We start from the raw sequence: 23012 nt of genomic DNA, 5'->3' as shown, positions 1-23012 counted from the left end.
GCATCCTTATTTTCCAAGATAGGAGTGCGCCATGAGCAGCCTGGCATCCAGGCCTGTCGGTACAGCTCCAGCTTGCTTGACGTCCACTGTCAATCGGTAGTTGCCTGGCGGCAGCGGATCGGTCCAGGCGATGCCCAGGGTACGGTAAGGTGCGTCCGCACGAACCATACCCATTGCCTCCAGCTCAGACACATCCACATCCACCAAAGAGAGAGTTTGAGCATCGCCTTCCGCGCCCAACGTCACGAACGCCTGGCTACTCTTGCTTTGAGCATAAAGGGGTAAATCCGTGCTGGACTGCCCCTCCACGCGGTAAAGACGTGCCTGCAGCTGCAAAGCTGAGACCGTCAAGGCATCAACCTGACTGAGCAGCTCTTGCGTGTTAGCCGCAGATAGCAGCAAACCGATAGTCAAGCCGCGTCCTTCGCCCTGCGCTGCAGATGGAACAGAAAATGCCAGTTCGCCCGCCCGCCCAACAGCGGAGAGCTGGACCGCCGTCGTCTGGGGCACTTCTGCTCGCACCATCGCATTTTCCTCGAGAAGGTTGTTGCCTACCTGTGTCTGCGGGTCGGTGGGCGAACAAGCGGCCAAGGCAACGACGACGCCGAGCAACAACGGAGTCAACGCTGACAATGGCTTGCGTACTCTCACAATCGACATTCCATCGCCTCGTCATTGCTTACCCAGTTGGGTCACGAGCATAGTCTGATTCACGTGATCCTCTTGCTAAATCAGGAAAACCCTACCCCTACGGCCTGTTCTACGTACGCGGGAATCACCCTGTCTTGCCGACACCCCGCATTGGCCCCGGCTGCACCGTACCTACCTCGGCTGGCATCGTCGGCCAGAAGCCGCACGGGATGTTCGTTGGCGCTGACTCGCCAGACTTCGGTTCAAGGTAGTGGGGAACATGAAGACTTGCATCTTCAGCTGCAATCGACCTTGCCGTTTGCATTGGGAACAACGATCTGAGAACACGCCAACTGCAATGGCCGGCGCGTTTTCTCCCGCACCGAACAACGATGATTCACCTCCTACTAGCCAGGTGGAAGGAGGTGTCCCATGAAGATTGTTGGACTGCTGCTTGCATTAATCACCGGAGCGGCGGCCACCGAATCCGTTGCGCATGCACATCCCGCGGTGCAAGGCGAAGCCACAACAGTGCTGAAAACCATCGAATGGCCGGACTTCAACGGCGGAACAGTGGAAATCGAGCAACGCCTGGTCCCTTCCGCTGATGGTGGATTGATCTACGCGTACGAGCTTCAATCAAACGTCACAAAGCTCTACCACCTGGCGCTGTGTGAGATTAGTGGAATGCAACCTTCAAGTGGACAGTCCACCACCTACGGTGACGGAGCCGGCTGGACATGTGAACGCGGAGGCGGACCCGCGCCAGACGAGGTGATCCTGGATGTTCTGGAGCATGAGATATCCGGCGGCGCCTGGAACACCTCGGTGACGCCGCCACGCTAATGGCCTTCCCAAACGCGAACAGGCGCCCAAACCGCAGGCGCCTGTCCTACATCACGCCAATCAAACCTTACAGCGCGATCCGCGCAACGCTTTCCTCGCTGCCCTTCGCATCACTGTCGCCATTCTTCACGGACACATACAACACGTTGTTCTTGGCATCCAGCGCCAGGCTGTTCGGGTGGGTCGGCACCGCGTAGGTGGCCACCTGCTTGTAGGTATCGCTGTTGTACGCGGTAACGGTACCGGCTTCGCGGTTGGTCACATACAGGCGTGTGCGCGGTGCGTCCAGCAGGATGCCGAGCGGGCCGGCGTCGGTGGCGATGCTGGCCAGTTCCTTGCCGGTGCTGCGGTCGAGCACCAGCACGCGCTGGCCCGGGTGCTTGGAGGCGAAGCCCGAGCTGCTGGCCTGGTACTTGCGGATCATCTCCGAGCCCTGGTCGGTGACGAACAGGCGCTTGCCGGACGGGTCCAACGCGATGTTCATCGGCTGCTCGGCGCTCACCTTGAAGCGCTCATCCACCTTGCCGCTGTCGATACCCACCACCACCACTTCGGCCAGCAGGTTGGAGGTGTACACGCGCTTGGCCTTGGCATCCAGCGCCAGGCCCGGTGCCTTGGCATTGCCCAGGCCCGGGATGGTGTTGATCAACTTCAGCGACTGGGTGTCCACCACGAACAGCACGCTGCCATCGCCGGAGTGGCCGGTGACGTACAGGCGGTGGTTCGGAGCATCCACCACCAGTTCGCGCAGGTCGTGGGTGTAGGAGGCCTTGCCGTCCTTGCCCACCACTTTTTCCATCAGCTGCACGGTGCCGATCGCCTTGTTGCTGGCGGTGTCGACCACGGTCACCGACGTGTCCACGGTGTTGCCGACGTACAGGCGGTTGTTGGCATCGTCGAGCACCACGCCGAAGCCTTTGCGCTCCAGCGGGATGGCGGTTTCAACGGCCAGCGTCGTCGGGTTCAGGCGCAGCACCTGGGCCGGGCCGGCGTCATCGCCGAAGCCGCCCGAGGAAGCCACGAACACGGCGTTCTGCTTGGGGCTGTAAGCCAGCTCATACAGGCCCTGGGCGATGGCCTGGCGCTGCACCGCAGCGGATGCAGCGGCCGGGGCGGCCTTGTCAGCGGCGAACGCGGACGGGGTGCCCAGGCACAGGCTGACGGCGAGGGCCAGGGTGGCCGAACGGAGAAGGGAACGAGAGTACATGCGAGCGTCCTTGGATGGGCACGGGAGGGTGTCCTGGCTCGCGGGGCCGTTGAACAACGGCCGGCCCTGCATTTGTCGGCGCTGGGGCAGGCTGGCTATGGCCCGGGCATGTTAACAGGCCCGGGCGGATCGCGCTTCGCGCTGCCGGCGTTACTTGCCGCGCCCGCCGCCCTCATCGTCGGCCTTCTTGGCTGCCACTTCGGTGGGCATGCTGGCGCGGCGGTGACCGGGATCGTCGCGGTCGCCCTGCACGATGAAGATGTTCTGTGCGGCATGCGTGTTGCGGGTGCGCTCGCTGAGCAGCACATGGTCCACGCGCGAGAGATTGTTCTGCTTGGCCAGCGCCAGCAGGTTGGCGCTGATGCGCTCACTGGTGGCGTCGAAGGTGCGGCCGTTGGCCGCGTCCAGCTCGGCCACCTTGCTGTTGAGCTGCGACAGCAGGCGATGGTCGGGATGGGCGGGGTCTGTAGGCGTGGGCGCCGTAGTCTGCGCCACCGGAGCAACAGGCGGGCGTGGGGCGCCCATGTCCTGGGCGCGGCCTGGCCGGGTGCGGTGCCAACCGGCATGGGTCGGCACCGGATTGTGCTCCTCGGTATTCAATTCACTGCCCGCGAACGGTGCGCTGATGCTCTGCACTTCCGACACATTGAGCAGCAGCTCGAACTCGCCTTCCGGGTCGCGGTCATCGTGCGCCGCTTTGTGGTGGAGGCCGGCGTGGTCGAGTGCGGCGCGGACGAAATCGGCGCTGCTGTGGATCACGATCGGCGCGCGCATATCGAAGCCGTGCCGCTGCGGGTCTTCGGTAAATGCGTGCAGCATGTCGTACTGCTGCTGCGTGATCTCCAGGGTGCGGCTGTAGTACGGATCGCGGCACACCTCCAGGTCATCGCCATGCACCCTGCCCAGCCCACTGGCCTGGAAATCTGCCCGCGGCGCGAAGCCGTAGCTTTCAGGCGCGCCGTGGCTGCCAGCCAGCACCAGGAACATGTAGCCGGCCAGCGACGCGGTACCGCCCTTGAGCGGCGTGCCGGGTGCGGCGATATGGATCGAAACGGTGTAGCGCTGAGCCATGGTGCGGGTCCTTCCCATCGAGGCGTGTCTGCAGCCCTTCACGAAGCACAACCCGCGAAGTTCCCCGCTGCAGTGCCGCTCCAGCATGGGGCGGCAGGCGTTGCCGCCAGATGATGGCATAGCCCGGGGCGGACGTGAATTGCTGCCTCATCCCGGGCGGAGTAGGCTCGAACCACGCCCTCACGCACCTCAAGGACAGAGCCATGCCCGAGCTGGATATCAACGCGTCGGCCAATGAAGTGGTCGCCCTTCTGCAGCAACAGCAAGGGGCCCAGGCCGCCGCCCGGTTGGAGGCGCTCCGCAGCGGCCAGAGCGCCGTGGTGCAGGAGTCACTGGACCGCTACGTATCGGCGCGCGCAGCCACCGAGCTGACCGGCCTGCGCCAACCCGGCGCTGTGGCGGCCGCCGATGCCGCCGCAGTGAACCCCATGCTGACACGCCTGGAAGCGGCCTCACGCCCGCCGCGCATGCCCACCGAAGCCGAGACCGCACCGCTCACCCAGGCGCAGCAGTACGACGTGTACGGCAGCATCGTGGCCACGCGCGGCGAGACGGCCGCGAACGATGCGATGTCCACCCATAACCGGGTGATCCTTGGCCTGCGCGATGAAAACCGCACCACCGAATCGCGTGGCCGCGGTGTCTACGACGACCGCATCGTGGTGCTGTGGAAGGACGCCCAGGGCGGGCGCCACGCACAGGAATTCAACCAGGCCACCACCGAGCCCACCGCCCAGTACGACGGCCACGCCAAGACCACGCCGGCAAGCCCGGGCTTCGGCAACGTCCAGGCGCGCACCAAGACCGAGGGCGAGGACGTCAACGGCGACCGCGTGAAGGACATGGGGCGGCTGGCCGAAGGCACCACGGAAATGCGCGCCACCACCCATCCGTACCACGGCCATGCCGATGAGTTTTCGCTGCGCCCCACCACGGCCGCGGTCACCGCCGGTGCCAACCGCGTGGAGCGCGACAGCAACGGCGATGGCTGGTTCGATGCGCGCGACACCCATGGCGTGCAGGACCTCAACGACACCTTCAAGATCCATCGCGGCAGCGGCCGCAACACCGATTCCGCCGGCTGCCAGACCATTGGCGGCGGCGAGTACGACAACTTCGTGCGCACCGTGCGCGGTACCCCCGGCCAAGACCGCTGGCAGTACGTGCTGACCGCCGTGGCACCTGGCCAGACGCGCACGTTGGACCCGCACGCCGTGGTCGATCCGGCCGCAGACCCGCGCCGGCCCGGCCACCCCGACCATGCCCTGCAGCAGCAGATCAGCACACGCCTGCAAGCCATGGGCGGGCGCTACGCCACGCATGCCGACGACTACAGCCTGGTGCTGTTGCACGAGGCCAAAGCCAACGGCATCACCCGCGTGGATCAGGTGGTGGCCAGCAACGCCACCGGTGGCCGCGCGGCCGGCGAAACCCTGTTCCTGGTGCAGGGCGCTGCGGCGGATCCTGCCGCACAGCGCGTTGGGGTGAATGCCGCCGTAGTGGTGCAGACCCCGGTGGAAACCAGCCTGCAGCAGTTACAGCAGCAGAGCCGCGAACAAGCCGCGCCGATGCCCACGCAGAACGCGCCGGCGCAGCAGCACGAAGCCCCGGCAATGGGTGGCCGCTGAGCCATGGTCATTTCTTCCTTGAAATCGCTTGGAACCCTGGCCGTGCTGTTGGCGTGCAGTGCGTGTGCACCGGCCGCGCAGAAGGCTGCGCCTTCTACGACCGCGCCTCTCGCACCCGCCGCTTCCGCACCGACTGAGCCGGTGGCTGCGGATCACGGCCTTCCGGCATTGCCCGAGGCCTCCGGCAGTGCGCGGCGTGGTGGCAGCTATGCCGCGTTGCCCGCCGCGGCCAAGCAGATGCTGGAGCACCTGCAGTGCAAGGTTGACGGCGCGGCCCCAGCGCAGGTGTTCACTATTCCGGGCCCGCGCGGCCGCACCGATTTCATGGCCACCGACAAGAGTGGCCCCGGGTTCACGTATTGGATCCGCTCCTTCGCCGGCAGCGGCGACACCACCGGCTACCTCGTGCAGTTGAACGGCTGCCCGGCAACCACCGCAGGCATGCGCGCGTACATCGCCAAGGGCACTGCGGCCCCGGTGGATGTGACCGCAGAAATCCTGGCCACCGGCGGCGTCCCGAATGCCGAGACCATGGCCACCTACACCGCCCAAGGGGCCAGCGAGCTGTTCGCGCTCACCCTGCAGCTGGACAAGGTGCCCGTGGTCCGCTGGATTGCCGAGTCCGACCCGGACCGTCACCTCCACGAAGATGCACGCACCTTCGACCAGGGCAACTTCGTCCACGGCGGTTTCCTGGTCTGGGCCGATGATCGCTTCGACGTGAAGCAGCAGGTGCCGGCCGCGATGTGGCCCTGCGATGACAGCCAGTTCTTCCGCTGCCAGGGCGACCCGTTTGTAACTGGACGTTGAGCCTGCGCGGTGGTGAGCGGGCGCGTGCCGCCTGTGCGCAGCTGTCGGAATCGACCATGACGAGTGGAACAGTGACGCCGTTATTGGAGCGTTGGCGGCACTTTGCCTATAGTTGGCATCAATTCGAGCAATGGAATGGCCCCATGAGCGTGATGTCATCAGGCCGCTGCCTCGCACTTGCAGTGGCGTTCGCTGTGAGCGCCAGCGCTTGTGCCAAGGCCCCACCCACGGAAAAGGGAGAGAAGGAAGCTGCCATGTCTGAAGATTCGAGCCAGCGCCGCACGATTGACGGCTACACCTACACCACCGCGCCGGTAGTGGCCAAACTTGGCCCGCATCGCTATGCGTTCCCGGCCAACCTGTATGACGACCAGATTGGTCCGTCCATTGGCGGCGGTGTGGCGTTGACGCTGATGTGGCCGGGGCTGCAGGCGGCGCCGCCGGGTACGCGGTCGTCGCGGAGCATGGATGAGCATCACCGGGCGATTACGGCGTCGATTGATTACCTGGATGCCATTTCCGCCAGCGCGTTGTTGCCGCGCTTGACCAGCACGGAGACGACAACTGAAGAAGGCTCGGTCAATCGCATGGACCCTCGCCGCCGGCTGGACCTGCGAAAGGCCGACGTACAGCAGTTCGGCCTTACACCGTATGTGATTGACGAGAGCCGCATGGCGTTGTTCTCCAAAGACTACGAGGAGCAGTTCGGAGAATCCGTGACCCGCAACGCACGCGTTGAGGTGGAGTGGTACATCGCGCGTACAAACGATGGCCAGTTGGCAACGTTCATCAAGTGTGACCAGCCCCAGGACGGCCGCGAAGGGCTGGTAATTGAAGGAGACACGCTCGTTCCAGATAGCGCCCCTGTGGTTGCTTCCTGTACGCACTACTTTGTGGACAGCAAGGACAATCTTGCCGTGACGCTGTTCTATCCACGCGTGCTACTGAAAGACTGGAAGGCGATGGAAGATGCCACCCGCGCTGCGCTGGCTCGCTACAAAATGCCGTAATCGGGCAATGTTCAGGAGGAACAGCACATGAGTGGCTTGAATCAAAAGGACATCGAGATCCTGCAGAAGTATGCTGGCCAAGGAAACCGGGAGTTGTATTGGAACTACCTGGCCCAAAAGGAAGGCTCTGATGGGTATGGGCTCTTGGCACTGGGTGTCGTGCGTAATGACAACCTCCCCGGACAGGTAGCCAATGCCTACGCGCAGTTGGAAGCCAGTGACCAGAATGATCGCAATCCCCAGCTTAAGAACCTTGTACTGACCGAGCGGCAATGGGAACAATTTGGGCAAACCCTGCTCGATCGCGACCTTGACCGGCGCGTGTATTGGATGGGCGCAGGAAAGCCAGACCTGGCGCTCAACCTCCCTGGCCGCGATGTACAGATTGCCCATGACAAGGCCTTCTCCCAGCATGGCCTGGACCCGAACTGCTGGACCCCACGCATCCTGCTTGAAGCCACCCGCAAGAACCTGAGCGAGGACGCCGCAGAGAACGTCTGGAAGGAGATGCTCAACAACGACAAGCTGGGCACGGCACGCGCATGGAACACCGCCGGGCATGCCTATGCCGCCATGCCCTGGGGGCAGGCCACCGCCTACGTCGCCAAGCTGGGCGGCTATGAATTGGCGATGGCCCACCAGGCCCTGCCCACCAAGGACCCGAATGTCATTGGCGTTCGCAGTGCATTCCACTCCTACGACGAGAAGGCCGGCACCTGGCACTTCCACCCCGAGGGTGGCATCCCCCTGCGCGAGCGCAATCCGGGCGTCCTGGAGCAGCTCAACGACACCCGGGAAGTGCGGCTGGAGCGCAACCAGAAGGCAACCCAGTTCCATCAGGACGACCCCTATCGGGAGCGCATCGAAACGCCCAAAGTAGTGCTCAACGACCTTCCTGCGAACGAGCAGGACACCCGGCTGGCTGGTCTTCGCCCGGGCGATGCGCACTACCCGCTCTACCAGCAGATCCGCGCACAGGTGTCGGCACTCGACACCCGCTACGGGCGCAGCTTTGACGAGAACAGCGAGCGGCTGACCGCCAGCCTCACCGCACTGGCGGTGGAGAACAAGCTGGAGCGGGCCGACCACGTAGTGATGAGCAACGCTACCCCGGACGGCCCCGCCGGGCGCAATGTCTTCGTGGTGCAGGGCGACCTCGCCGACCCGGCACACCGCCGCGCCGCGATGGAAACCGTACAGGCCGTGCAGACGCCGGTGGAGCAATCGCTGCAGCGGCTGGAGACGGTGGGGCAGGAGCAGCGCGCCGTGGCCATGCAGGACGAGCAGCGCAGCCAGCAGGAGCAACGGGACGTGGAGGCGCGCAGCGTGCGGATGGGGTGAGCCCGCTATTTCAGCGGGCTTCCCTCACCGCCGCCTGCTCACTCCGTACCGAACGGGCAGCATCCCCATCCCTGCTGCCTGTGCGCCAACGCTTCCAGGTCCCTATCTTCACTCGGCAAGCAAGCTCCCGGGTCCGAATGCCGAACCACATACTCCCGCATCAACTGCTGCATCACTTGTGCGGCCGGGCGATGTTCGCGCGCCGTAGCCTGCTGAAAGCGGGCGCGTAGCCCGCGGTCCATCTCTAACTGCATGAAGACTCGCTCGTTCATGAGTCGCTCCCACTGCTGGGTTATGAAATTGGATATACATCTGCACGGCACCTGCCGCGCAGTGACGTGCAGGCACGCCGCGCCACTCAGGCCGTCTTGCGCTGCAGCTTCCTGGGGATCTTCGGGGGCACCACCACCGGCCGCTCCACCACCGTGAGAGTGATACTGCCATGCGTGGCCTCCACCTTCAGGCGGGCGCCTACGTCGAAGCCGAGCTTGTCCAGCCAGCGACCGCGCAGCTTGAGGTAGGGAACAATCTCGGTGGGACCGTACTCTTCGCGGTCCGGGTACGTCAGCGCGCCTACGCGGTAGCTGCGTGCGGGGCGGGCGTAGGGTTTGCGCTTGGGGCGCGCGTCATCGGGTTCGTCTTCCCACGGCGTCAACATGTTGGACCTCCTGCAGGGCTTGCTCTTGCCGGGATGGCAAGGGCGTCGGGAGGTTAGAAACCGTCTAGCAAGAACCGGCGGGCGTATTTCCACAGGGGGTGTTGTATTAGCCACCCTCCCGACATGGGGACGTCCAACATTGTCTTGCTAGAAGAGTTTCTACGCTCCGATGAACACCATGCGCGTTGGTGCGGAGGATGGGAAATCGCTTGTTCCTGTTGATCTGGCGGGGGTTGGTTGGCGGCGTCTACCGTGCGACGCAACTGGCCCGACTCAGTCGCGGGCCTTGGGACGGGGTGGCAGCATCCTCTCTGGCCTATCGGGAGGACCACAGATGACCAGGATTGACGGGGATTGGCTTGAGGCGTTCGACGAGGCCATGTTGGGCTTCTTCGCTATCGACCATGCGGATGCGGGCATGGATCAGTACCTCTTGGAGTGCTACTCGGACTTGCCGGCCAGGGAGGCTGCGCTGGCGTTTGGGGAGGACTATGAGCTTTGTCGGGTGGATACGTTTTGGCCGCCGCCGAGGCTGGTGCTCAACAGTTGAGAAATGACCAGAGAATCACCAGTCATATATTGGCCGAAGATGCCCTGCGCTGATCACGCACCTATTGGCTGCTGGAATACGACATCCCGGTGGTACTCCATGTAGGGCCGCTGATTCTCACTCAACTGCTTCGGGTCCGTCTCCACAATGGGAACCCATGCCAGACGCACTTGCGCCGGTAGATTTTGACTGAAGCGTACCCGCCCATTATTCTCGAACGTCAAATAGCCCTTGTCGAACAAGCGATCGATGTGGGGAGTCAACAGCAGACCGTTGTTGCCATCAAGGCGCTCAGCGTTGCTGCTCTTTGACCATGGCTTAATGTGGCTTGCGATCAAGAAGCGCTCGTCTTGAATACCTGTCACGCGACATGAGAGTTCGATCTCGGCGACTCGTGACCTGAAAAGACCCTGGCCAATCCTGGCTTGAATAATCTGACTCCGCTGCGTGACGGGCAGCTCTCCGTCGGCAAGTACCTGCTCGATAGCTGTGCTGTCGCTCAACTGACCTGCTTTGGTCGCCCGCTGCAAGACTTCTTGCGCCTCCAGACCAAGCAACCCAATCAACACATTCGCAAGCTGCTCGGGGACTGCCGCGAGGTAGACACCTTGATTGCCATTTCCGTTCTGCTGAAGTGGCGAGTACTTGGCGGGCAGGAAGGGCAGAAGGTCCGGCATGAAGTCCTTTGGCCGGATCGAATGGCGCAACTTGTGAAAAATGGTAGGAACATACCAACCTTCCAAGCCCCACGCGTTCCCGGCGTTACCGAACTCAGCGGGCTTTTGGGCAGATACATGAGGCCCGTCTACCACACCAACGGCTTTGATGTAGGTATCCGCGAAAGAGAACACGACGTCGCCAGGCTGAACCAGCTGCATGTTGTCGTAGAACGTATTTCGCCTGTTGTCGCTTGTGCGCTTGGGCGACCACAGGTAGCTGCCGTGGACCTCATGCTTGTAGGTCAGGTTCTGATTTACCCACCAGTACTTCATTCGCCCTCCAGGGCAACACCTACGGATAGCCTATGGTCTGGCCGGCTCTCGATAGTACCTGCCTATTGGCGCGACGAACATGACCTGGAGTGGTGAGCTTCGACGTTGCACACTTTCAGACTATTTGAACCGCTAGAAGCGGCAGTGCAACGGCGGATTCAACGTAGATTGATAGCAACGGGATGGAGCGGCAGATGGGCCTGAATATTTCTATGGATCGGCCGATATAGCTGAGAGACTCGGCGCAGCCAACCTGTCGCCCCGGGAACAAGCCAAGCACCGTTCAAGTGACGGCGCCACCAAGGATAGAAATGGCCACACTTATTCCGCAGCGCAGCAGCTGTCTCAACCGTATGACCTCGGGCGAAAAACGCTTCTCAATGCGCCTGGAGGACAAGCTGGAGGACGACTACGTGTGTTGGTTCGATGTCCCGGTTGGCCCTCGTCAGCGAAGGCCTGACTTCATTGTCCTTCATCCTGCTCGTGGGGTATTAGTGCTCGAAGTGAAAGACTGGAGATGGGACACAATCGCTGAGTTAGATCCAGATAGAGCGGTGATTAGAACTGAGCAAGGCCAGAAGGTCACTGCCAATCCTTTGCGCCAAGCTCGGGACTATGCCATTGAGGTCGTCAGCATTCTTCAGACTGACCCCATCCTTAGACACCCTCAACACACCGCTCGGGCGGGGCAGATCCTCGTGCCCTGGGGCCACGGCGTTGTGCTCACGAACATTACTCGAGCTCAGTTTGATGAAGCTGAGCTCGGCCACTACATCCGCCCAAACCAGGTCATCTGTCGGGACGAGATGACCGAGAGTATTGATGGGGAGGCGTTTCAAGCCCGCCTCTGGGACATGTTCTCCGTGTCGTTCAACTGCAACCTCAGCCTTCCTCAGATTGAGCGCATACGCTGGCACCTGTTTCCTCAGCTACGGATCGGGGAACCAACACAGAGCCGCCTCTTTGACATAGAAGGTAAGGCTGCACCACAACAGTTGGATATTCCTGACTTGATACGGGTGATGGACCTGCAGCAAGAACAGCTTGCACGCTCCTTAGGAAATGGCCATAGGGTCATCCACGGCGTCGCTGGTTCTGGAAAAACCATGATCCTTGGCTACCGTTGTCTTGAGCTCGCAAAGCAGCATGAAAAGCCCGTACTCGTTCTTTGCTACAACAAGACCCTCGCAAGTCGATTGGAGCAGATGGTTGCGTCACACGGGGTTATCGACAAGGTGTTTGTTCGCCACTTTCATGGCTGGTGCCAGGATCAACTGACGGCTTATGCGATCAAGAAGCCCTCTGCACAGAAGGACGCGGGCGAGTATCTTCGCCAGTTAGTTGACAGTGTAATTGGCGGCGTTGAGAGCAATGCTATCCCTAGGGCCCAGTATAGTGCTGTCCTTATCGATGAAGGTCATGACTTTGAGCCAGACTGGCTGAAGCTGGTCACACAGATGGTAGATCCCGAGACAAACGCAGTACTTCTTCTGTATGACGATGCGCAAACCATTTATGGCGGAGCAAATCGGCGGAAGTTTTCTTTCGCAAGCGTGGGTATTCAGGCGCAGGGCCGTACCACCATCCTGCGGCTCAACTATCGAAATACTCTAGAAGTGCTGATGACAGCCAAGCTATTTGCCAATGAGCTCTTAACCGCTCAAGAAGCCGATGAGGATCACGTTCCGGTTGTAGCACCTGAGAGCGCCGGACGTCGTGGAGATGTACCCGAGATCATTGATGCCACGTCCATTTGGCATGAGGCCAAGATCATTGCACAGCGCGTAAGTGATGCCCTGTCTGATGGTGCTGATGCAAATGACTTCGCCGTTCTCTGCCGACGGAAAGCGCTTGCGGATCTCGTCACGCGTGAACTGATGAAACGTCAACTTCCTGTTCGACTGATGACCGAAGGCAACAAGAGGTCACTCTTTGATGGTCCACCTGCCGTCACAGTGATGACTATGCACTCCAGCAAGGGGCTCGAATTTGAAACGGTTTTCCTTCCAGGTCTCTGCGAGATTGGCAGTAGCCATGCCCTCAGTGCTGATGAACTTCGACAAGAGGCAAAGCTAATTTATGTCGCGATGACCCGCGCGCTGAGTGGTTTGGTCATGCTTCATCACACTACAACGGAGGTTACCGAGCGACTGACTTCAGCCGTCAAGGAGGTTAGGCGCCGACTGGTCGCCTAACCCCTTCAAGGGCCATGCTGAAGATCTGCGCTCCGAAAGAGCCGGCGCCCCTGCTAGGAGGGAAAGAGAGATGGTGCTCTCAGTCCAGCATCGCCTAAAGGAGGAAGATGTGGGTCACTTCGCGCTAGTTCACGGGAAGCAAGCGCTGCAACCCTCAGGGCGCCGGCGGCCGTCATGGACAGACAATAGGACTCAGTAGATGTTGATCAAACGCTTTTCCAATCGTCTCTTCTCACGGGACCAGCGTTCCGAACTGGGGCCCGTCTCGTCCGCCGGAGATACAGCCGGCCAGCCCGCTGCTGACGCTGCTCTAGAAGCACTTGATTTTCAGTTCCGCGCGGGCGCGGCCTTCGACCCCGCGTCAGGGCTCGTGATCCCCCACCCAAGAATTCAAATGGATACGCTGACCAATGGCGTACGAGTCACGGAGTACCAGTTCGCGTTCTATCGCAATCAGCGAATGACCTGGCGGCTGGGCTTCTTGGGACCCGACGCACTGGTCGATGCGGCAGGCCACAGAGAGTGGATCTTCACCTTCGACCTTGGTCACGATTGGCTTGTTGCCTCAGTGTTGGATTTGAAACGGGCCATCCGCCACGAAGGTGACGATCTATCATTCTTGCGAGGGCTTGCTAGGGGTATGGCCCTGGCCTACGCGGGCCAGCCCGACAGCGAGGAGAATATGCGCTACAAGGTGATCACAACGACCGCTGCACTGACAGCAGTCGGCATACCCATTTCAAGGAATCTGCCGGTTTCGCCACTGGGCATTGCCGTCCTTGCGGATGTATTTGTACAGTCCTCGCCGAGAGCGTGGCCTGCGCTATGACGAAGTTCACATTCGACGACTTCGCTCGCGTAGCGTTCGATACAGCACGCAAGGATGATGGCTTTGGTCTGACCGCGCAGCAGATGGACGAAGTGTTCGCTTTTCTCAAGGCACCGGGATCCGGGCCAGATGCTGATACCTCGTTCGCTGATTATGTGGCGGCAAAGCTCAAGGAACACCCCCCAGTTCTGATATCGAAGGCGTACGTCATGTGCGCGGGGATCGATAGGCGAGGAGTGACGAACTATCAGAATGCTGCTGCGTACATACGGGACGCTGGAGGTAGCTCAGGGATCATCAATGACACGCAATGGGGATACTTCATTGAGCACCTACAGAGCGCCGAGCCGTTATATGGAGAGTTCAAGGCGATGACAGCGGCGCTGAAGGAATTCATGCATGCGCAGGGCACGAGGCCCTTCAACAACAAGTATGAAGCCACATTGCTGGAGATAATGTGGAACGCCGGATCACCGTCATTTGCTGAGAATGCTATTGCTTCGCATGCTGGCGGAATGAATGAAGATTCAAGCGACCGCTTACCGAGTTGACTCCTGGACTACGGCATGTGAGTAGCTGGCCGGTCAGATTCATGGTGTCAGTCTCTCAACCTTGTCTCGACTCAGGCCGGGAGAAACGTCGGTACCTTGCTGAGCAATGAGAAATCGACAACACCCAGGTCTTGTCGCTATCAAACCCAGGTAACTAGCAATAGAAAAGGGCGGCCTATGGCCGCCCTTTTCACGTCAATCAGCTAGCTAAAAATCAAACCCCGACAGGATTAGCCTTCTCAGGATCAATCTTGTACTGCTTGATCGCCCGGGCCACATCCTTCCCGGTCATCTTCCCATCCTTCGCAAGCGCCGCAATGGCCGCATGCGCGATGTAGTACCGGTCAACCTCGAAGAAGCGACGCAGGTTGGCACGCGTGTCCGAACGGCCGAACCCATCCGTGCCCAGCGCAGTGAACTGCATCGGCACGAACGCGCGGATCTGGTCCGCATAGGCACGCACGTAGTCGGTGGCGGCAATGGCCGGGCCCTGGCGGCCTTCCAGCAGTTCGGTGACGAACGCCTTGCGCTGGGTGTCTTCCGGGTGCAGGCGGTTCCAACGTTCGGCGTCGAAACCATCGCGGCGCAGTTCGTTGAAGCTCGGGCAGCTCCAGATGTCGGCGGTGACGCCGAAGTCCTTCTCCAGCAGCTCGGCCGCGGCAATGGCTTCGCGCAGGATGGTGCCCGAACCCAGCAGCTGCACGCGCAGCTCGCCCTTCTTCGGCTTGCCGGCGTCGGTGAGCAGGTACATGCCCTTGACGATGCCTTCGGCCGCGCCTTCCGGCATTTCCGGGTGGGTGTAGTTTTCGTTCATCAGAGTGATGTAGTAGTACTCATCAATCTGGTCTTCCATCATGGCCTTGGTGCCGTGCTGCAGGATCACCGTCACTTCGAAGCCGAAGGTGGGGTCATAGCTGCGCACGTTGGGAATGCCACCGGCGGCCAGATGGCTGTGGCCATCTTCGTGCTGCAGGCCTTCGCCGTTCAGCGTGGTGCGGCCGGCGGTGCCGCCGAGCAGGAAGCCACGGGTTCGCATGTCGGCGGCCTGCCAGGCGATGTCGCCCACGCGCTGGAAGCCGAACATCGAGTAGTAGATGTAGAACGGCAGCATCGGCACGTTGCTGACCGAGTAGCTGGTACCGGCGGCCATCCAGGAGCTGATCGCACCCGGCTCGCTGATGCCCTGCTGCAGCACCTGGCCACTCTGGTCTTCGCGGTAGAACATCAGCTGGTCCGCATCGACCGGCTTGTACTTCTGGCCGAACGGGGCGTAGATGCCGATCTGGCGGAACAGGCCTTCCATGCCGAAGGTACGGGCTTCGTCGGCCACGATCGGCACGATGTGCGGGCCCAGCTCCTTGTCGCGCAGGGTGATGTTGAGGCTCTGCACGAAGGCCATGGTGGTGGAGTAGCTGCGCTCGCCGCTGCTCTTGAGCAGGCGCTCGTAGGTTTCCAGCTTCGGTGCGTTGAAGCTCTTGGTGGCCTTGCGGCGGCGCTGCGGCAGGTAACCACCCAGGGCGGCACGGCGTTCCTGCAGGTACTGCACTTCCGGCGAATCCGGGCCCGGGTGGTAGAACGGCACCTGGCCATCGGCCAGCTGCGCGTCGGTCACCGGGATGTTGAAGCGGTCGCGGAAATGCTTGACGGCTTCATCATCCAGCTTCTTGGTCTGGTGGGTCGGGTTGAGCGCTTCACCCGCGCTGCCCATGCCGTAGCCCTTGACCGTCTTGGCCAGGATCACGGTCGGCATGCCCTTGGTGTTCACGGCCTCGTGGTAGGCGGCGTACACCTTGTGCGGGTCGTGGCCACCCCGGTTGAGGCGCCAGATGTCGTCGTCGGACAGGCCGGCGACCATCGCAGCGGTTTCCGGGTACTTGCCGAAGAAATGCTCGCGCGTGTAGGCGCCGCCGAAGGCCTTGCAGTTCTGGTACTCGCCGTCGACGGTTTCCATCATCAGCTTGCGCAGCACACCGTTGGTGTCCTTGGCCAGCAGGGCATCCCAGTAACCGCCCCACAGCAGCTTGATCACATTCCAGCCGCCGCCACGGAACACGCCTTCCAGTTCCTGGATGATCTTGCCGTTGCCGCGCACCGGGCCGTCGAGGCGCTGCAGGTTGCAGTTCACCACGAAGATCAGGTTGTCGAGGCCTTCACGGCCGGCCAGCGCGATGGCGCCCAGGGTTTCCGGCTCGTCGCTCTCGCCGTCGCCGATGAAGCACCACACCTTGCGGTCGGACTTCTCGATCAGGCCACGGTTTTCCAGGTAACGCAGGAACTGCGCCTGGTAGATGGCGGCCAGCGGGCCCAGGCCCATTGACACGGTGGGGGTCTGCCAGTAATCGGGCATCAGCCACGGGTGCGGGTAACTGGACAGGCCGCCACCGTCGACTTCCATGCGGAACTTGTCCAGCTGCTGCTCATCGATGCGGCCTTCCAGGAAGGAACGCGCATAGATGCCCGGGGCGCTGTGGCCCTGGATGAAGAGCAGGTCGCCGGGGTGGTTGTCGCTCGGGGCGCGCCAGAAGTGGTTGAAGCCCACGTCATACAGCGTGGCGCCGGAGGCGAAGGAGGCGATGTGGCCGCCCAGGTCGCCCGGCTTGCGGTTGGCGCGGACCACGGTGGCCATCGCGTTCCAGCGGATGATGGAACGAATGCGCCATTCCAGTTCGGCGTTGCCCGGGCTCTTGGCCTCCAGGGTCGGCGCGATGGTGTTCACGTATTCGGTGGTGGGAGAGAACGGCAGATAGGCGCCCGAACGACGGGTCAGTTCCACCATGCCTTCCAACAGTTGATGCGCGCGCTCAGGGCCCTCGACATCAATAACGGCCTTCAGCGACTCGATCCATTCCTGGGTTTCCACAGGATTCGGGTCGTTGCTCAGCACCTCGTTCAACCAGTTCATTTGCGCTCCCATGACCGCACGCACGCGCGCGACTGTTTTAGATTTCTAGCCGCAAAGTGTAGCGCACCATAGGGTTTGCTTACTTCGCTACGGGTGCGTATGGAAGTCGCAGGGGCTGTCCGCAGGGACACGGGGCGACAGGGGGTTGGCGCTGCCTTGAAGCTCCATACGCGGTTTCAGCTTCGCGGTGCGCGATGACCGGAATGCGGCAGCGGGACAGGGGAGACAAGGGTGCGGCGGCGGCGCTGAGGGCCTGCTGCCCGGCGGCTGCGGGCGCGGGACGCCGCTGCTGCGAGGGGATTGGGGCCGGAGCGTTCCATGCGGGGCACGCACCGTCGCGGTGGTGAGGGGCGGCCGACCATGGGAATTGCGGTGCGCTGCGCGGCCAGCCGGGCATGGCCGGGCGCGGCGGATTGACCTGAACGCATCCCTGCCGTGCGTCTTCAGTTGCTGGTCCCCAGCGACTTTTCGATATATCGTTCCGTCACTTCATTCGATATATCGAAATGACCGCTCCGCGTGACCTCGACCGCCCTGCCCGCCCGCTGACCGCACGCCCGCTCAGCCGCGGCGACCTGCGCCTGCTGGTGCTTTCGCTGCTGGCCGAGCAGCCGCGCCATGGCTACGAGTTGATCCAGCTGATCAGCGAGATGTTCGTGCGGGTGTATACGCCCAGCGCGGGCTCGATCTACCCGGTGCTGGCGCAGTTCGAGGCGGCCGGCTGGGTGGGCGCGGTGGAAGACGCCGGGCGCAAGCGCTACCAGCTGAGCGCGCTGGGCCTGGCCGAACTGGCCGCGCAGCGCGAAGAGGTGGACGCGGCGCTGGGCCGGGTGCGCGACAGCGCGCGCACGATCACCAAGGCCAACCTGCCGCCGAGCGTGCGCGAGGCGCTGCGCGAACTGAAACACGCCCTGGCCTACTGCCATGGCCGCTGGCACGAGGACAACGCCACCGCGGTGGCGCAGGCGCTGCGCGAGGCGGCCGCCACCGTCCGCGCACAGGGCCGTACCGCATGATTTCTGCTTTGACCCAGCCCGCCTCCGCCAGCCAGGTCTTCCCCCTTCGCCGCGCCGCGGCGCATTGAATACAGGTGCCCCCCATGGCTTTGCACGAAAACAAACTGCTGCGTCATACCGTGAAGTTCCGCCCGCTGCAGGTGCTGCGCACCGAGGAGATCAGCCCGTGCATGCGCCGGGTGATCGTGGGCGGGCCAGCGCTGGAGGGCTTTGTGTCACCCTCGCCGGATGACCACGTGAAGCTGTTCTTCCCCAATGCGGACGGCCAGTTCGTGGTGCCGACGATGACCCCGGAAGGCCCGCGCTACCCGGAAGGGCAGACGCCCTCGCCGGCGCGCGACTACACCCCGCGCTGGTGGGACCTGGAAACCCTGGAGCTGGCGCTGGATTTCGTCATGCACGGCCATGGCGTGGCCTCGAGCTGGGCGGCCAACGCCAAGCCGGGCGACGCCATCGCAGTGGGCGGGCCGCGCGGCTCGCACATGACCGCGCCGGACTACGACACCTACGTGCTGATCGGTGATGAAACCGCGCTGCCGGCGATCAGCCGCTGGCTGGAGACGCTGCCGGCCGGGGCGCAGGCCGATGTGTATATCGAGATTCCCGAGGCGGACGACCGCCAGGACCTGCCGGAAGACGACCGGATCCGGGTGTCCTGGCTGGAGCGCAACGGGTTCGATGCGGCCACCAGCACGCTGCTGGAGGACGTGTTGACCGATTTCGAGCAGCCCGACGGCGATACGTTCTATTGGATCGCTACCGAATCGCGGCGGGCGCGGATGATGCGCAAGTACATCGAGGGCCACCTGGGCGTGCCCAAGGACTGGATCCGCTCGACCGGCTACTGGAAGGCCCACGCCGACGAGCACGACGGCGACTGAGCCGCGACGGGCACCGGCCGCGGATGCGACAATCGCGTTTTGGCCGGTGCCCTTTTCCATGCAAGCAGCTTCTTCTTCGGCCCTGACCGACCTGATCGACCGCGCCGGGCGCGCCGATGCCGCCCTGGATGCGGCGTTGACCACGCTGGTGCCCTCGGTAGGCGCGGACATCGTGCCGCTGCGCACCGCCCTGGTGCCGCTGGCGCAGGCGCAGGTGGCGCTGTTGCAGGCCAACACCGATATCCGCCTGGTGGCCGACGAACTGCGCCGTTACCAGAAGTACGCCGTACCGGGTAAGCCGAGCCTGCAGATCGTGCAGCTGCGCAAGCAGCAGGCGTCGGTGAAGCAGGCGGCGTTGATTGCCCGGCAGAACTACGCCCAGGCCACGCACGCGTTCCTGCGCGACTCGGGGATGACGGCGCCGGCCCGGCGCACGCCCACCGACTTCACGACGCTGTGGTTGGGCAAGCTGGCCGGGCAGTTGTCGGCGCAGTGAGCTGCGCGGTGCGGCGCCAGCCTTGACGGGTGGACAGCCAGATTTCCAGCAGCACCAGCGCCATCACGATCATCAGGGGCAGCAGCAGGCCGAAGTAGATGCCCGGCATCATGCTGCCCAGCTGCGCCTTGAGCAGCCGGATCACACCTTGGGTGTGCAGCAGTTCGTTCATGCGCATGCCGAGCGCTTCGCGGAAGACTTTCTTGTCCACGCCGCTGCGGCCGGCTTCCTGGGTGAGGCTGTCTTCCACCCATTGCGACATCAGCGCGCCGCGCAGGCGCTGCAGGCCGCTGCGGGTCCAATGCATCACCCAGCCCTCGCCCTGCAGGTAGGCCGCGCCGGGCAACGGATGTGCGCTGAGGTAGCTATCGACGGCATCGCGGGCGACGTCGTGCACGGTGGCGTCGCTGCGCATCAGCGCGGCGAGGCTGCGGTCGTCCAGTGAGCGCTCGAAATCGGCCTGCCAGCTGCTGACCAGGGTCTGCAGGTGCGGCTGGAAATGATCGATCTGCTTGTACAGGGCGCGCTGCGCACCCGCGACGAAGCCGAGCTGCAGGCCGGTGGCGGTGAACAGCAGCGGCAGGATGACCACATAGGTGGCAATGCCCCAATGGTGCCAGCGGTTGTTGCGGGCGAGCCAGCCGCGGCGATGCAGCGCGCGCCAGGTGGCGATGCCCAGGGCCAGGCCGATGACGGTGCCGAGCAGGCTGCCGCCGATGAGGTCGAGCAGGCTCAGGCCGGTCCAGAATTCCATCAGCCAGTAGTGTGCGTCTTGCACGGGGGTGCTCCTGAGTGCGCGGTGTTGCGCGCGGAGCAGGGATAGTAAAAGAAAGCCCGCCTTGCGGCGGGCTTCCTGCTTCATCTCACGACGAGTGAGTGACGCCGATCAAGCAGCCGGCTTTTCGCCGGTGGCTTCGGTGGTGATGCGGATGTTCACTTCATCGCTGACGTTCGGGGCGTACGCGCCCACGCCGAAATCGCTGCGCTTGATGGTGGTGGTGGCATCGAAGCCCGCGGCCGGCACCTTGGCCATCGGGTGCTCGCCACCGCCGTTGATGGTGACATCCAGGGTCACCGGCTTGGTGATGTCCTTGATGGTCAGATCGCCAGTGACGGTGAGCTTGTTGGTGCCGTTGGCTTCGACCTTGGTGCTCTTGAACGAAGCAGCCGGGAACTTGGCGGCGTCGAAGAAGTCGGCGCTCTTGAGGTGCTCGTCGAACTTGGCGGTGAAGCTGTTGAGGCCGGTCAGCGGCAGCTTCACTTCCACGGTGGACTTGGTCACGTCGGCGGCGTCATACACCAGGGTGCCTTCGGCCGCGCCGAAGTGGGCGGTCGGGTGCGAGAAGCCGAAGTGGCTCCACTGCGCCAGCACGTCGGTGTGGCTCGGGTCGAGCTTGTAGGTGCCCGACGCGATCTGGATGGCGGCGGCGGCCGGGGTAGCAGCAGCGTCGGCAGCAGCAGCGGCCGGGGCGGTTTCAGCAGCGGCCGGCGCATCGGCGGCCGGGGCGGCAGCTTCTTCAGCCGGCTTGGAGCAGGCGGCGATGGCCAGGGTCAGGGCGAGCGGCAACAGCAGTTTGCGGGTCACGGTCATGTCAGGTCTCTCTCGAATGCAAAGGGAATAAGGAAAGGTGAGGCAACAGCCCGTCCGCACGGACGGGCCAGATCCGGCGGTAACGCTTATTCGATGCGGGCCGCTTCGTCGAAGGCCAGACGGGGCAGCCGCGGGAACAGGCCCGAAGGATCACCGTAACCCAGATTGACGAGGAAGTTGGCCTTCACGGTGGTGCCCTTGAAGAAGGCTTCGTCGACCTTGGCCGGGTCGAAACCGGACATCGGGCCGGCATCCAGGCCCAGCGCGCGCGCGGCCAGGATCAGGTAGGCGCCCTGCAGGCTGCCGTTGCGGAACGCGGACTCGGTGCGGCCTTCGCGCGGGCCGTCGAACCAGGACTTGGCGTCGGCATGCGGGAACAGGAAGGGCAGCTTCTCGTGGAAGTCTTCGTCGAAGGCGATGATCACCGTGACCGGGGCGGCCAGGGTCTTGTCGTGATTGCCTTCGGACAGAGCCGGGGCGAGCTTGGCCTTGGCTTCAGCGGACTTCACGAACACGAAACGTGCCGGGCTGGAGTTGGCCGCGGTGGGGCCCCACTTCAGCAGTTCGTACAGGGCCTGCAGCTGGCTGTCTTCGACCGGCTTGTCGAGGAAGGCATTCTGGGTGCGGGCGGTACGGAACAACTGGTCAAGCGCAGCATCGTCGAGTACGTGGGACATGAAGCCTCCAGAGAAAAGGGGGAACCTGCGCGGTGCCGGCTGCCAGGGCAGAACGGTCTCGCGATGGGCGAAGGCTGGCAGTGTAGAGTGTCGTGACAGTTGCAACACCCAGCCTGACTGAAACGAATTAATGCCATACGTGAAACGATGGAGTCCGCCCTGGACGATCACCGACGGCCGTGCCGGCAATGTCCGGCAGGCGGTGGCGCTGGCTTCTGCATTGAAGCTGGGTGCACATCGCCCGCTGGTGTTGCGCCCGCGCGCACCTTGGCGCTGGGTGGCGCCGCGCTGGTTGCCGGGCGCGGCCCAGGGCTACGGCGAGGCGTTCACCTTGCTGGCGGCCGAGCCGCCACCGCTGGCGATCGGCTGTGGCCGCCAGGCGGCCGGGGCGCTGCGCGAGCTGCGCCGACGCGGCAGCAAGGTGGTGCAGATTCTCGACCCGCGCCTGGGCACCCGCCACTGGGACCTGCTGGTGGTGCCCGAGCACGACCGCCTGCGCGGCGACAACGTGCTGACCCTGCTGGGCAGCCTCAACCCGGTCAACGATGACTGGCTGGCCTGCGGCCGCGCAGCCTTTGCCACCTTCAGTGAACTGCCCGGGCCACGCACCGCGCTGCTGGTGGGCGGCCCCACCCCGCATGCGCCCTGGCATGAGCCGGACATGGTGCAGGTGTTTCAGCAACTGGCCGCGCAGCTGCGCGCCGAGGGCGGCAGCCTGCTGGCCACCACGTCACGGCGTACTCCGCCCGCGTTGGTCGGCGCACTGCGGAGTGCCTTCGCCGACGTGCCGCATGTGATCTGGGGCGATGGCGGCGATGGCGTGAACCCGTATGCCGGGTTGCTGGGCTGGGCCAACCGCGTGGTGGTGTCGCCGGATTCGGTGAACCTGCTGTCCGAGGCCTGCGCCACGCGCATGCCGGTGGCGGTGGCGTTGGCGACACAGGCGCAGGGGCGGCTGGCACGCTTCCAGCAGGCGTTGCATGCACGCGGCCGCTTGCAGACGCGCTGGCTGGACTGGCACACCGAAGGGCGGATGGAACCGCTGCGCGAGACCGCCCGGATTGCCGTACAGGTTGGCGAGCGTCTGCTGTCGGTATGATGCGGCGGCGGCCGGTGCCGCAGGAGAACCTG

General features: G+C 63.4%; 22 protein-coding genes. 13 read left to right on the top strand and 9 right to left on the bottom strand.

Going from position 1 to position 23012, the window contains the following annotated elements; translation table 11 throughout:
• Positions 1 to 6: 6 nt before the first annotated feature.
• Positions 7 to 660 (bottom strand): hypothetical protein, encoded by a 654-nt coding sequence (locus tag AC3IPM_RS02230; protein WP_489302299.1) that lies wholly within the window; start codon positions 658 to 660, stop codon positions 7 to 9.
• A 402-nt stretch (positions 661 to 1062) separates the two neighbouring features.
• Here AC3IPM_RS02230 and AC3IPM_RS02225 point away from each other — a divergent pair, with 402 nt between their 5' ends.
• Positions 1063 to 1476 carry a hypothetical protein gene (locus AC3IPM_RS02225; RefSeq protein WP_489302298.1) on the top strand — a complete coding sequence of 138 codons (414 nt, stop codon included), beginning with the start codon at positions 1063 to 1065 and terminating at the stop codon, positions 1474 to 1476.
• A 67-nt stretch (positions 1477 to 1543) separates the two neighbouring features.
• Here AC3IPM_RS02225 and AC3IPM_RS02220 read toward each other — a convergent pair whose 3' ends face one another.
• Together AC3IPM_RS02220 and AC3IPM_RS02215 are read right to left on the bottom strand one after the other, a co-directional pair.
• Entirely contained in the window at positions 1544 to 2683 is a 1140-nt protein-coding gene (locus tag AC3IPM_RS02220; RefSeq protein ID WP_489302297.1) for a YncE family protein, read from the bottom strand.
• A gap of 150 nt (positions 2684 to 2833) precedes the next feature.
• Positions 2834 to 3754 carry an XVIPCD domain-containing protein gene (locus tag AC3IPM_RS02215; protein WP_489302295.1) on the bottom strand — a complete coding sequence of 307 codons (921 nt, stop codon included), beginning with the start codon at positions 3752 to 3754 and terminating at the stop codon, positions 2834 to 2836.
• A 203-nt stretch (positions 3755 to 3957) separates the two neighbouring features.
• On the opposite strand from AC3IPM_RS02215, the gene AC3IPM_RS02210 reads away from it, so the two are divergent.
• From AC3IPM_RS02210 to AC3IPM_RS02195, 4 genes are all read left to right on the top strand, one after another.
• Positions 3958 to 5382: an XVIPCD domain-containing protein gene (locus AC3IPM_RS02210; RefSeq protein ID WP_489302294.1), complete on the top strand. Its 1425-nt coding sequence runs from the start codon at positions 3958 to 3960 to the stop codon at positions 5380 to 5382.
• A 141-nt stretch (positions 5383 to 5523) separates the two neighbouring features.
• On the top strand, positions 5524 to 6192 hold the full coding sequence (locus AC3IPM_RS02205) for a hypothetical protein (protein ID WP_489302293.1): 669 nt from the start codon (positions 5524 to 5526) through the stop codon (positions 6190 to 6192).
• A 143-nt stretch (positions 6193 to 6335) separates the two neighbouring features.
• A complete protein-coding gene (locus AC3IPM_RS02200) occupies positions 6336 to 7202 on the top strand; it encodes a hypothetical protein (RefSeq protein ID WP_489302292.1) in 867 nt (288 codons plus the stop codon).
• Positions 7203 to 7229: 27 nt separating this feature from the next.
• A complete protein-coding gene (locus AC3IPM_RS02195) occupies positions 7230 to 8543 on the top strand; it encodes an XVIPCD domain-containing protein (RefSeq protein ID WP_489302291.1) in 1314 nt (437 codons plus the stop codon).
• 358 nt (positions 8544 to 8901) lie between these two features.
• Here AC3IPM_RS02195 and AC3IPM_RS02190 read toward each other — a convergent pair whose 3' ends face one another.
• Positions 8902 to 9201 (bottom strand): SymE family type I addiction module toxin, encoded by a 300-nt coding sequence (locus AC3IPM_RS02190; protein ID WP_489302290.1) that lies wholly within the window; start codon positions 9199 to 9201, stop codon positions 8902 to 8904.
• Positions 9202 to 9535: 334 nt separating this feature from the next.
• Between AC3IPM_RS02190 and AC3IPM_RS02185 the strand changes: the two genes are divergently transcribed.
• Positions 9536 to 9751: a hypothetical protein gene (locus AC3IPM_RS02185; RefSeq protein ID WP_489302288.1), complete on the top strand. Its 216-nt coding sequence runs from the start codon at positions 9536 to 9538 to the stop codon at positions 9749 to 9751.
• A 53-nt stretch (positions 9752 to 9804) separates the two neighbouring features.
• On the opposite strand, the gene AC3IPM_RS02180 is transcribed toward AC3IPM_RS02185, so the two are convergent.
• A complete protein-coding gene (locus AC3IPM_RS02180; protein WP_489302287.1) occupies positions 9805 to 10743 on the bottom strand; it encodes an HNH endonuclease in 939 nt (312 codons plus the stop codon).
• Between the two features lie 311 nt (positions 10744 to 11054).
• Between AC3IPM_RS02180 and AC3IPM_RS02175 the strand changes: the two genes are divergently transcribed.
• The 3 genes from AC3IPM_RS02175 (at position 11055) to AC3IPM_RS02165 (ending at position 14318) form a co-directional block, all read left to right on the top strand.
• A complete protein-coding gene (locus tag AC3IPM_RS02175; protein ID WP_489302286.1) occupies positions 11055 to 12938 on the top strand; it encodes a DEAD/DEAH box helicase in 1884 nt (627 codons plus the stop codon).
• Positions 12939 to 13137: 199 nt separating this feature from the next.
• Positions 13138 to 13767 (top strand): hypothetical protein, encoded by a 630-nt coding sequence (locus AC3IPM_RS02170; RefSeq protein ID WP_489302285.1) that lies wholly within the window; start codon positions 13138 to 13140, stop codon positions 13765 to 13767.
• Positions 13764 to 14318: a hypothetical protein gene (locus tag AC3IPM_RS02165; RefSeq protein ID WP_489302284.1), complete on the top strand. Its 555-nt coding sequence runs from the start codon at positions 13764 to 13766 to the stop codon at positions 14316 to 14318. Before AC3IPM_RS02170 ends, AC3IPM_RS02165 begins: the two co-directional genes overlap by 4 nt.
• Before the next feature lie 214 nt (positions 14319 to 14532).
• On the opposite strand, the gene aceE is transcribed toward AC3IPM_RS02165, so the two are convergent.
• Positions 14533 to 17220 (bottom strand): pyruvate dehydrogenase (acetyl-transferring), homodimeric type, encoded by a 2688-nt coding sequence (gene aceE / locus AC3IPM_RS02160; protein ID WP_489302283.1) that lies wholly within the window; start codon positions 17218 to 17220, stop codon positions 14533 to 14535.
• Positions 17221 to 17726: 506 nt separating this feature from the next.
• Between aceE and AC3IPM_RS02155 the strand changes: the two genes are divergently transcribed.
• The 3 genes from AC3IPM_RS02155 to AC3IPM_RS02145 all read left to right on the top strand — a co-directional run bounded on the left by AC3IPM_RS02155 (position 17727) and on the right by AC3IPM_RS02145 (position 19613).
• Positions 17727 to 18236: a PadR family transcriptional regulator gene (locus AC3IPM_RS02155; protein WP_489302282.1), complete on the top strand. Its 510-nt coding sequence runs from the start codon at positions 17727 to 17729 to the stop codon at positions 18234 to 18236.
• An 83-nt stretch (positions 18237 to 18319) separates the two neighbouring features.
• A complete protein-coding gene (locus AC3IPM_RS02150) occupies positions 18320 to 19117 on the top strand; it encodes a siderophore-interacting protein (RefSeq protein ID WP_489302281.1) in 798 nt (265 codons plus the stop codon).
• Positions 19118 to 19175: 58 nt separating this feature from the next.
• On the top strand, positions 19176 to 19613 hold the full coding sequence (locus AC3IPM_RS02145; protein ID WP_489302280.1) for a hypothetical protein: 438 nt from the start codon (positions 19176 to 19178) through the stop codon (positions 19611 to 19613).
• On the opposite strand, the gene AC3IPM_RS02140 is transcribed toward AC3IPM_RS02145, so the two are convergent.
• From AC3IPM_RS02140 to AC3IPM_RS02130, 3 genes are all read right to left on the bottom strand, one after another.
• Positions 19564 to 20391 carry a hypothetical protein gene (locus AC3IPM_RS02140; RefSeq protein WP_489302279.1) on the bottom strand — a complete coding sequence of 276 codons (828 nt, stop codon included), beginning with the start codon at positions 20389 to 20391 and terminating at the stop codon, positions 19564 to 19566. The genes AC3IPM_RS02145 and AC3IPM_RS02140 overlap by 50 nt on opposite strands.
• A gap of 108 nt (positions 20392 to 20499) precedes the next feature.
• The gene (locus AC3IPM_RS02135) at positions 20500 to 21204 is read right to left on the bottom strand and encodes a YceI family protein (protein WP_489302278.1); all 705 of its coding nucleotides are present in this window, start codon (positions 21202 to 21204) and stop codon (positions 20500 to 20502) included.
• An 86-nt stretch (positions 21205 to 21290) separates the two neighbouring features.
• Positions 21291 to 21881 (bottom strand): malonic semialdehyde reductase, encoded by a 591-nt coding sequence (locus AC3IPM_RS02130; RefSeq protein ID WP_489302277.1) that lies wholly within the window; start codon positions 21879 to 21881, stop codon positions 21291 to 21293.
• Between the two features lie 130 nt (positions 21882 to 22011).
• Here AC3IPM_RS02130 and AC3IPM_RS02125 point away from each other — a divergent pair, with 130 nt between their 5' ends.
• Positions 22012 to 22980 carry a mitochondrial fission ELM1 family protein gene (locus AC3IPM_RS02125; protein WP_489302276.1) on the top strand — a complete coding sequence of 323 codons (969 nt, stop codon included), beginning with the start codon at positions 22012 to 22014 and terminating at the stop codon, positions 22978 to 22980.
• Positions 22981 to 23012 lie beyond the last annotated feature (32 nt).

The organism is Stenotrophomonas sp. GL_111, assembly GCF_057835245.1.
This window is presented reverse-complemented; position numbering and strand designations above follow the sequence as displayed.

Coding starts and splice junctions, on each gene's coding strand:
- AC3IPM_RS02215 (WP_489302295.1), bottom strand. CDS start 3,754: ATGGCTCAGCGCTACACCGTTTCGATCCATATCGCCGCACCCGGCACG.
- AC3IPM_RS02200 (WP_489302292.1), top strand. CDS start 6,336: ATGAGCGTGATGTCATCAGGCCGCTGCCTCGCACTTGCAGTGGCGTTC.
- AC3IPM_RS02145 (WP_489302280.1), top strand. CDS start 19,176: ATGCAAGCAGCTTCTTCTTCGGCCCTGACCGACCTGATCGACCGCGCC.
- AC3IPM_RS02155 (WP_489302282.1), top strand. CDS start 17,727: ATGACCGCTCCGCGTGACCTCGACCGCCCTGCCCGCCCGCTGACCGCA.
- AC3IPM_RS02225 (WP_489302298.1), top strand. CDS start 1,063: ATGAAGATTGTTGGACTGCTGCTTGCATTAATCACCGGAGCGGCGGCC.
- AC3IPM_RS02185 (WP_489302288.1), top strand. CDS start 9,536: ATGACCAGGATTGACGGGGATTGGCTTGAGGCGTTCGACGAGGCCATG.
- AC3IPM_RS02150 (WP_489302281.1), top strand. CDS start 18,320: ATGGCTTTGCACGAAAACAAACTGCTGCGTCATACCGTGAAGTTCCGC.
- AC3IPM_RS02210 (WP_489302294.1), top strand. CDS start 3,958: ATGCCCGAGCTGGATATCAACGCGTCGGCCAATGAAGTGGTCGCCCTT.
- AC3IPM_RS02130 (WP_489302277.1), bottom strand. CDS start 21,881: ATGTCCCACGTACTCGACGATGCTGCGCTTGACCAGTTGTTCCGTACC.
- AC3IPM_RS02220 (WP_489302297.1), bottom strand. CDS start 2,683: ATGTACTCTCGTTCCCTTCTCCGTTCGGCCACCCTGGCCCTCGCCGTC.
- AC3IPM_RS02175 (WP_489302286.1), top strand. CDS start 11,055: ATGGCCACACTTATTCCGCAGCGCAGCAGCTGTCTCAACCGTATGACC.
- AC3IPM_RS02170 (WP_489302285.1), top strand. CDS start 13,138: ATGTTGATCAAACGCTTTTCCAATCGTCTCTTCTCACGGGACCAGCGT.
- AC3IPM_RS02165 (WP_489302284.1), top strand. CDS start 13,764: ATGACGAAGTTCACATTCGACGACTTCGCTCGCGTAGCGTTCGATACA.
- aceE (WP_489302283.1), bottom strand. CDS start 17,220: ATGAACTGGTTGAACGAGGTGCTGAGCAACGACCCGAATCCTGTGGAA.
- AC3IPM_RS02125 (WP_489302276.1), top strand. CDS start 22,012: ATGCCATACGTGAAACGATGGAGTCCGCCCTGGACGATCACCGACGGC.
- AC3IPM_RS02195 (WP_489302291.1), top strand. CDS start 7,230: ATGAGTGGCTTGAATCAAAAGGACATCGAGATCCTGCAGAAGTATGCT.
- AC3IPM_RS02135 (WP_489302278.1), bottom strand. CDS start 21,204: ATGACCGTGACCCGCAAACTGCTGTTGCCGCTCGCCCTGACCCTGGCC.
- AC3IPM_RS02230 (WP_489302299.1), bottom strand. CDS start 660: ATGTCGATTGTGAGAGTACGCAAGCCATTGTCAGCGTTGACTCCGTTG.
- AC3IPM_RS02180 (WP_489302287.1), bottom strand. CDS start 10,743: ATGAAGTACTGGTGGGTAAATCAGAACCTGACCTACAAGCATGAGGTC.
- AC3IPM_RS02190 (WP_489302290.1), bottom strand. CDS start 9,201: ATGTTGACGCCGTGGGAAGACGAACCCGATGACGCGCGCCCCAAGCGC.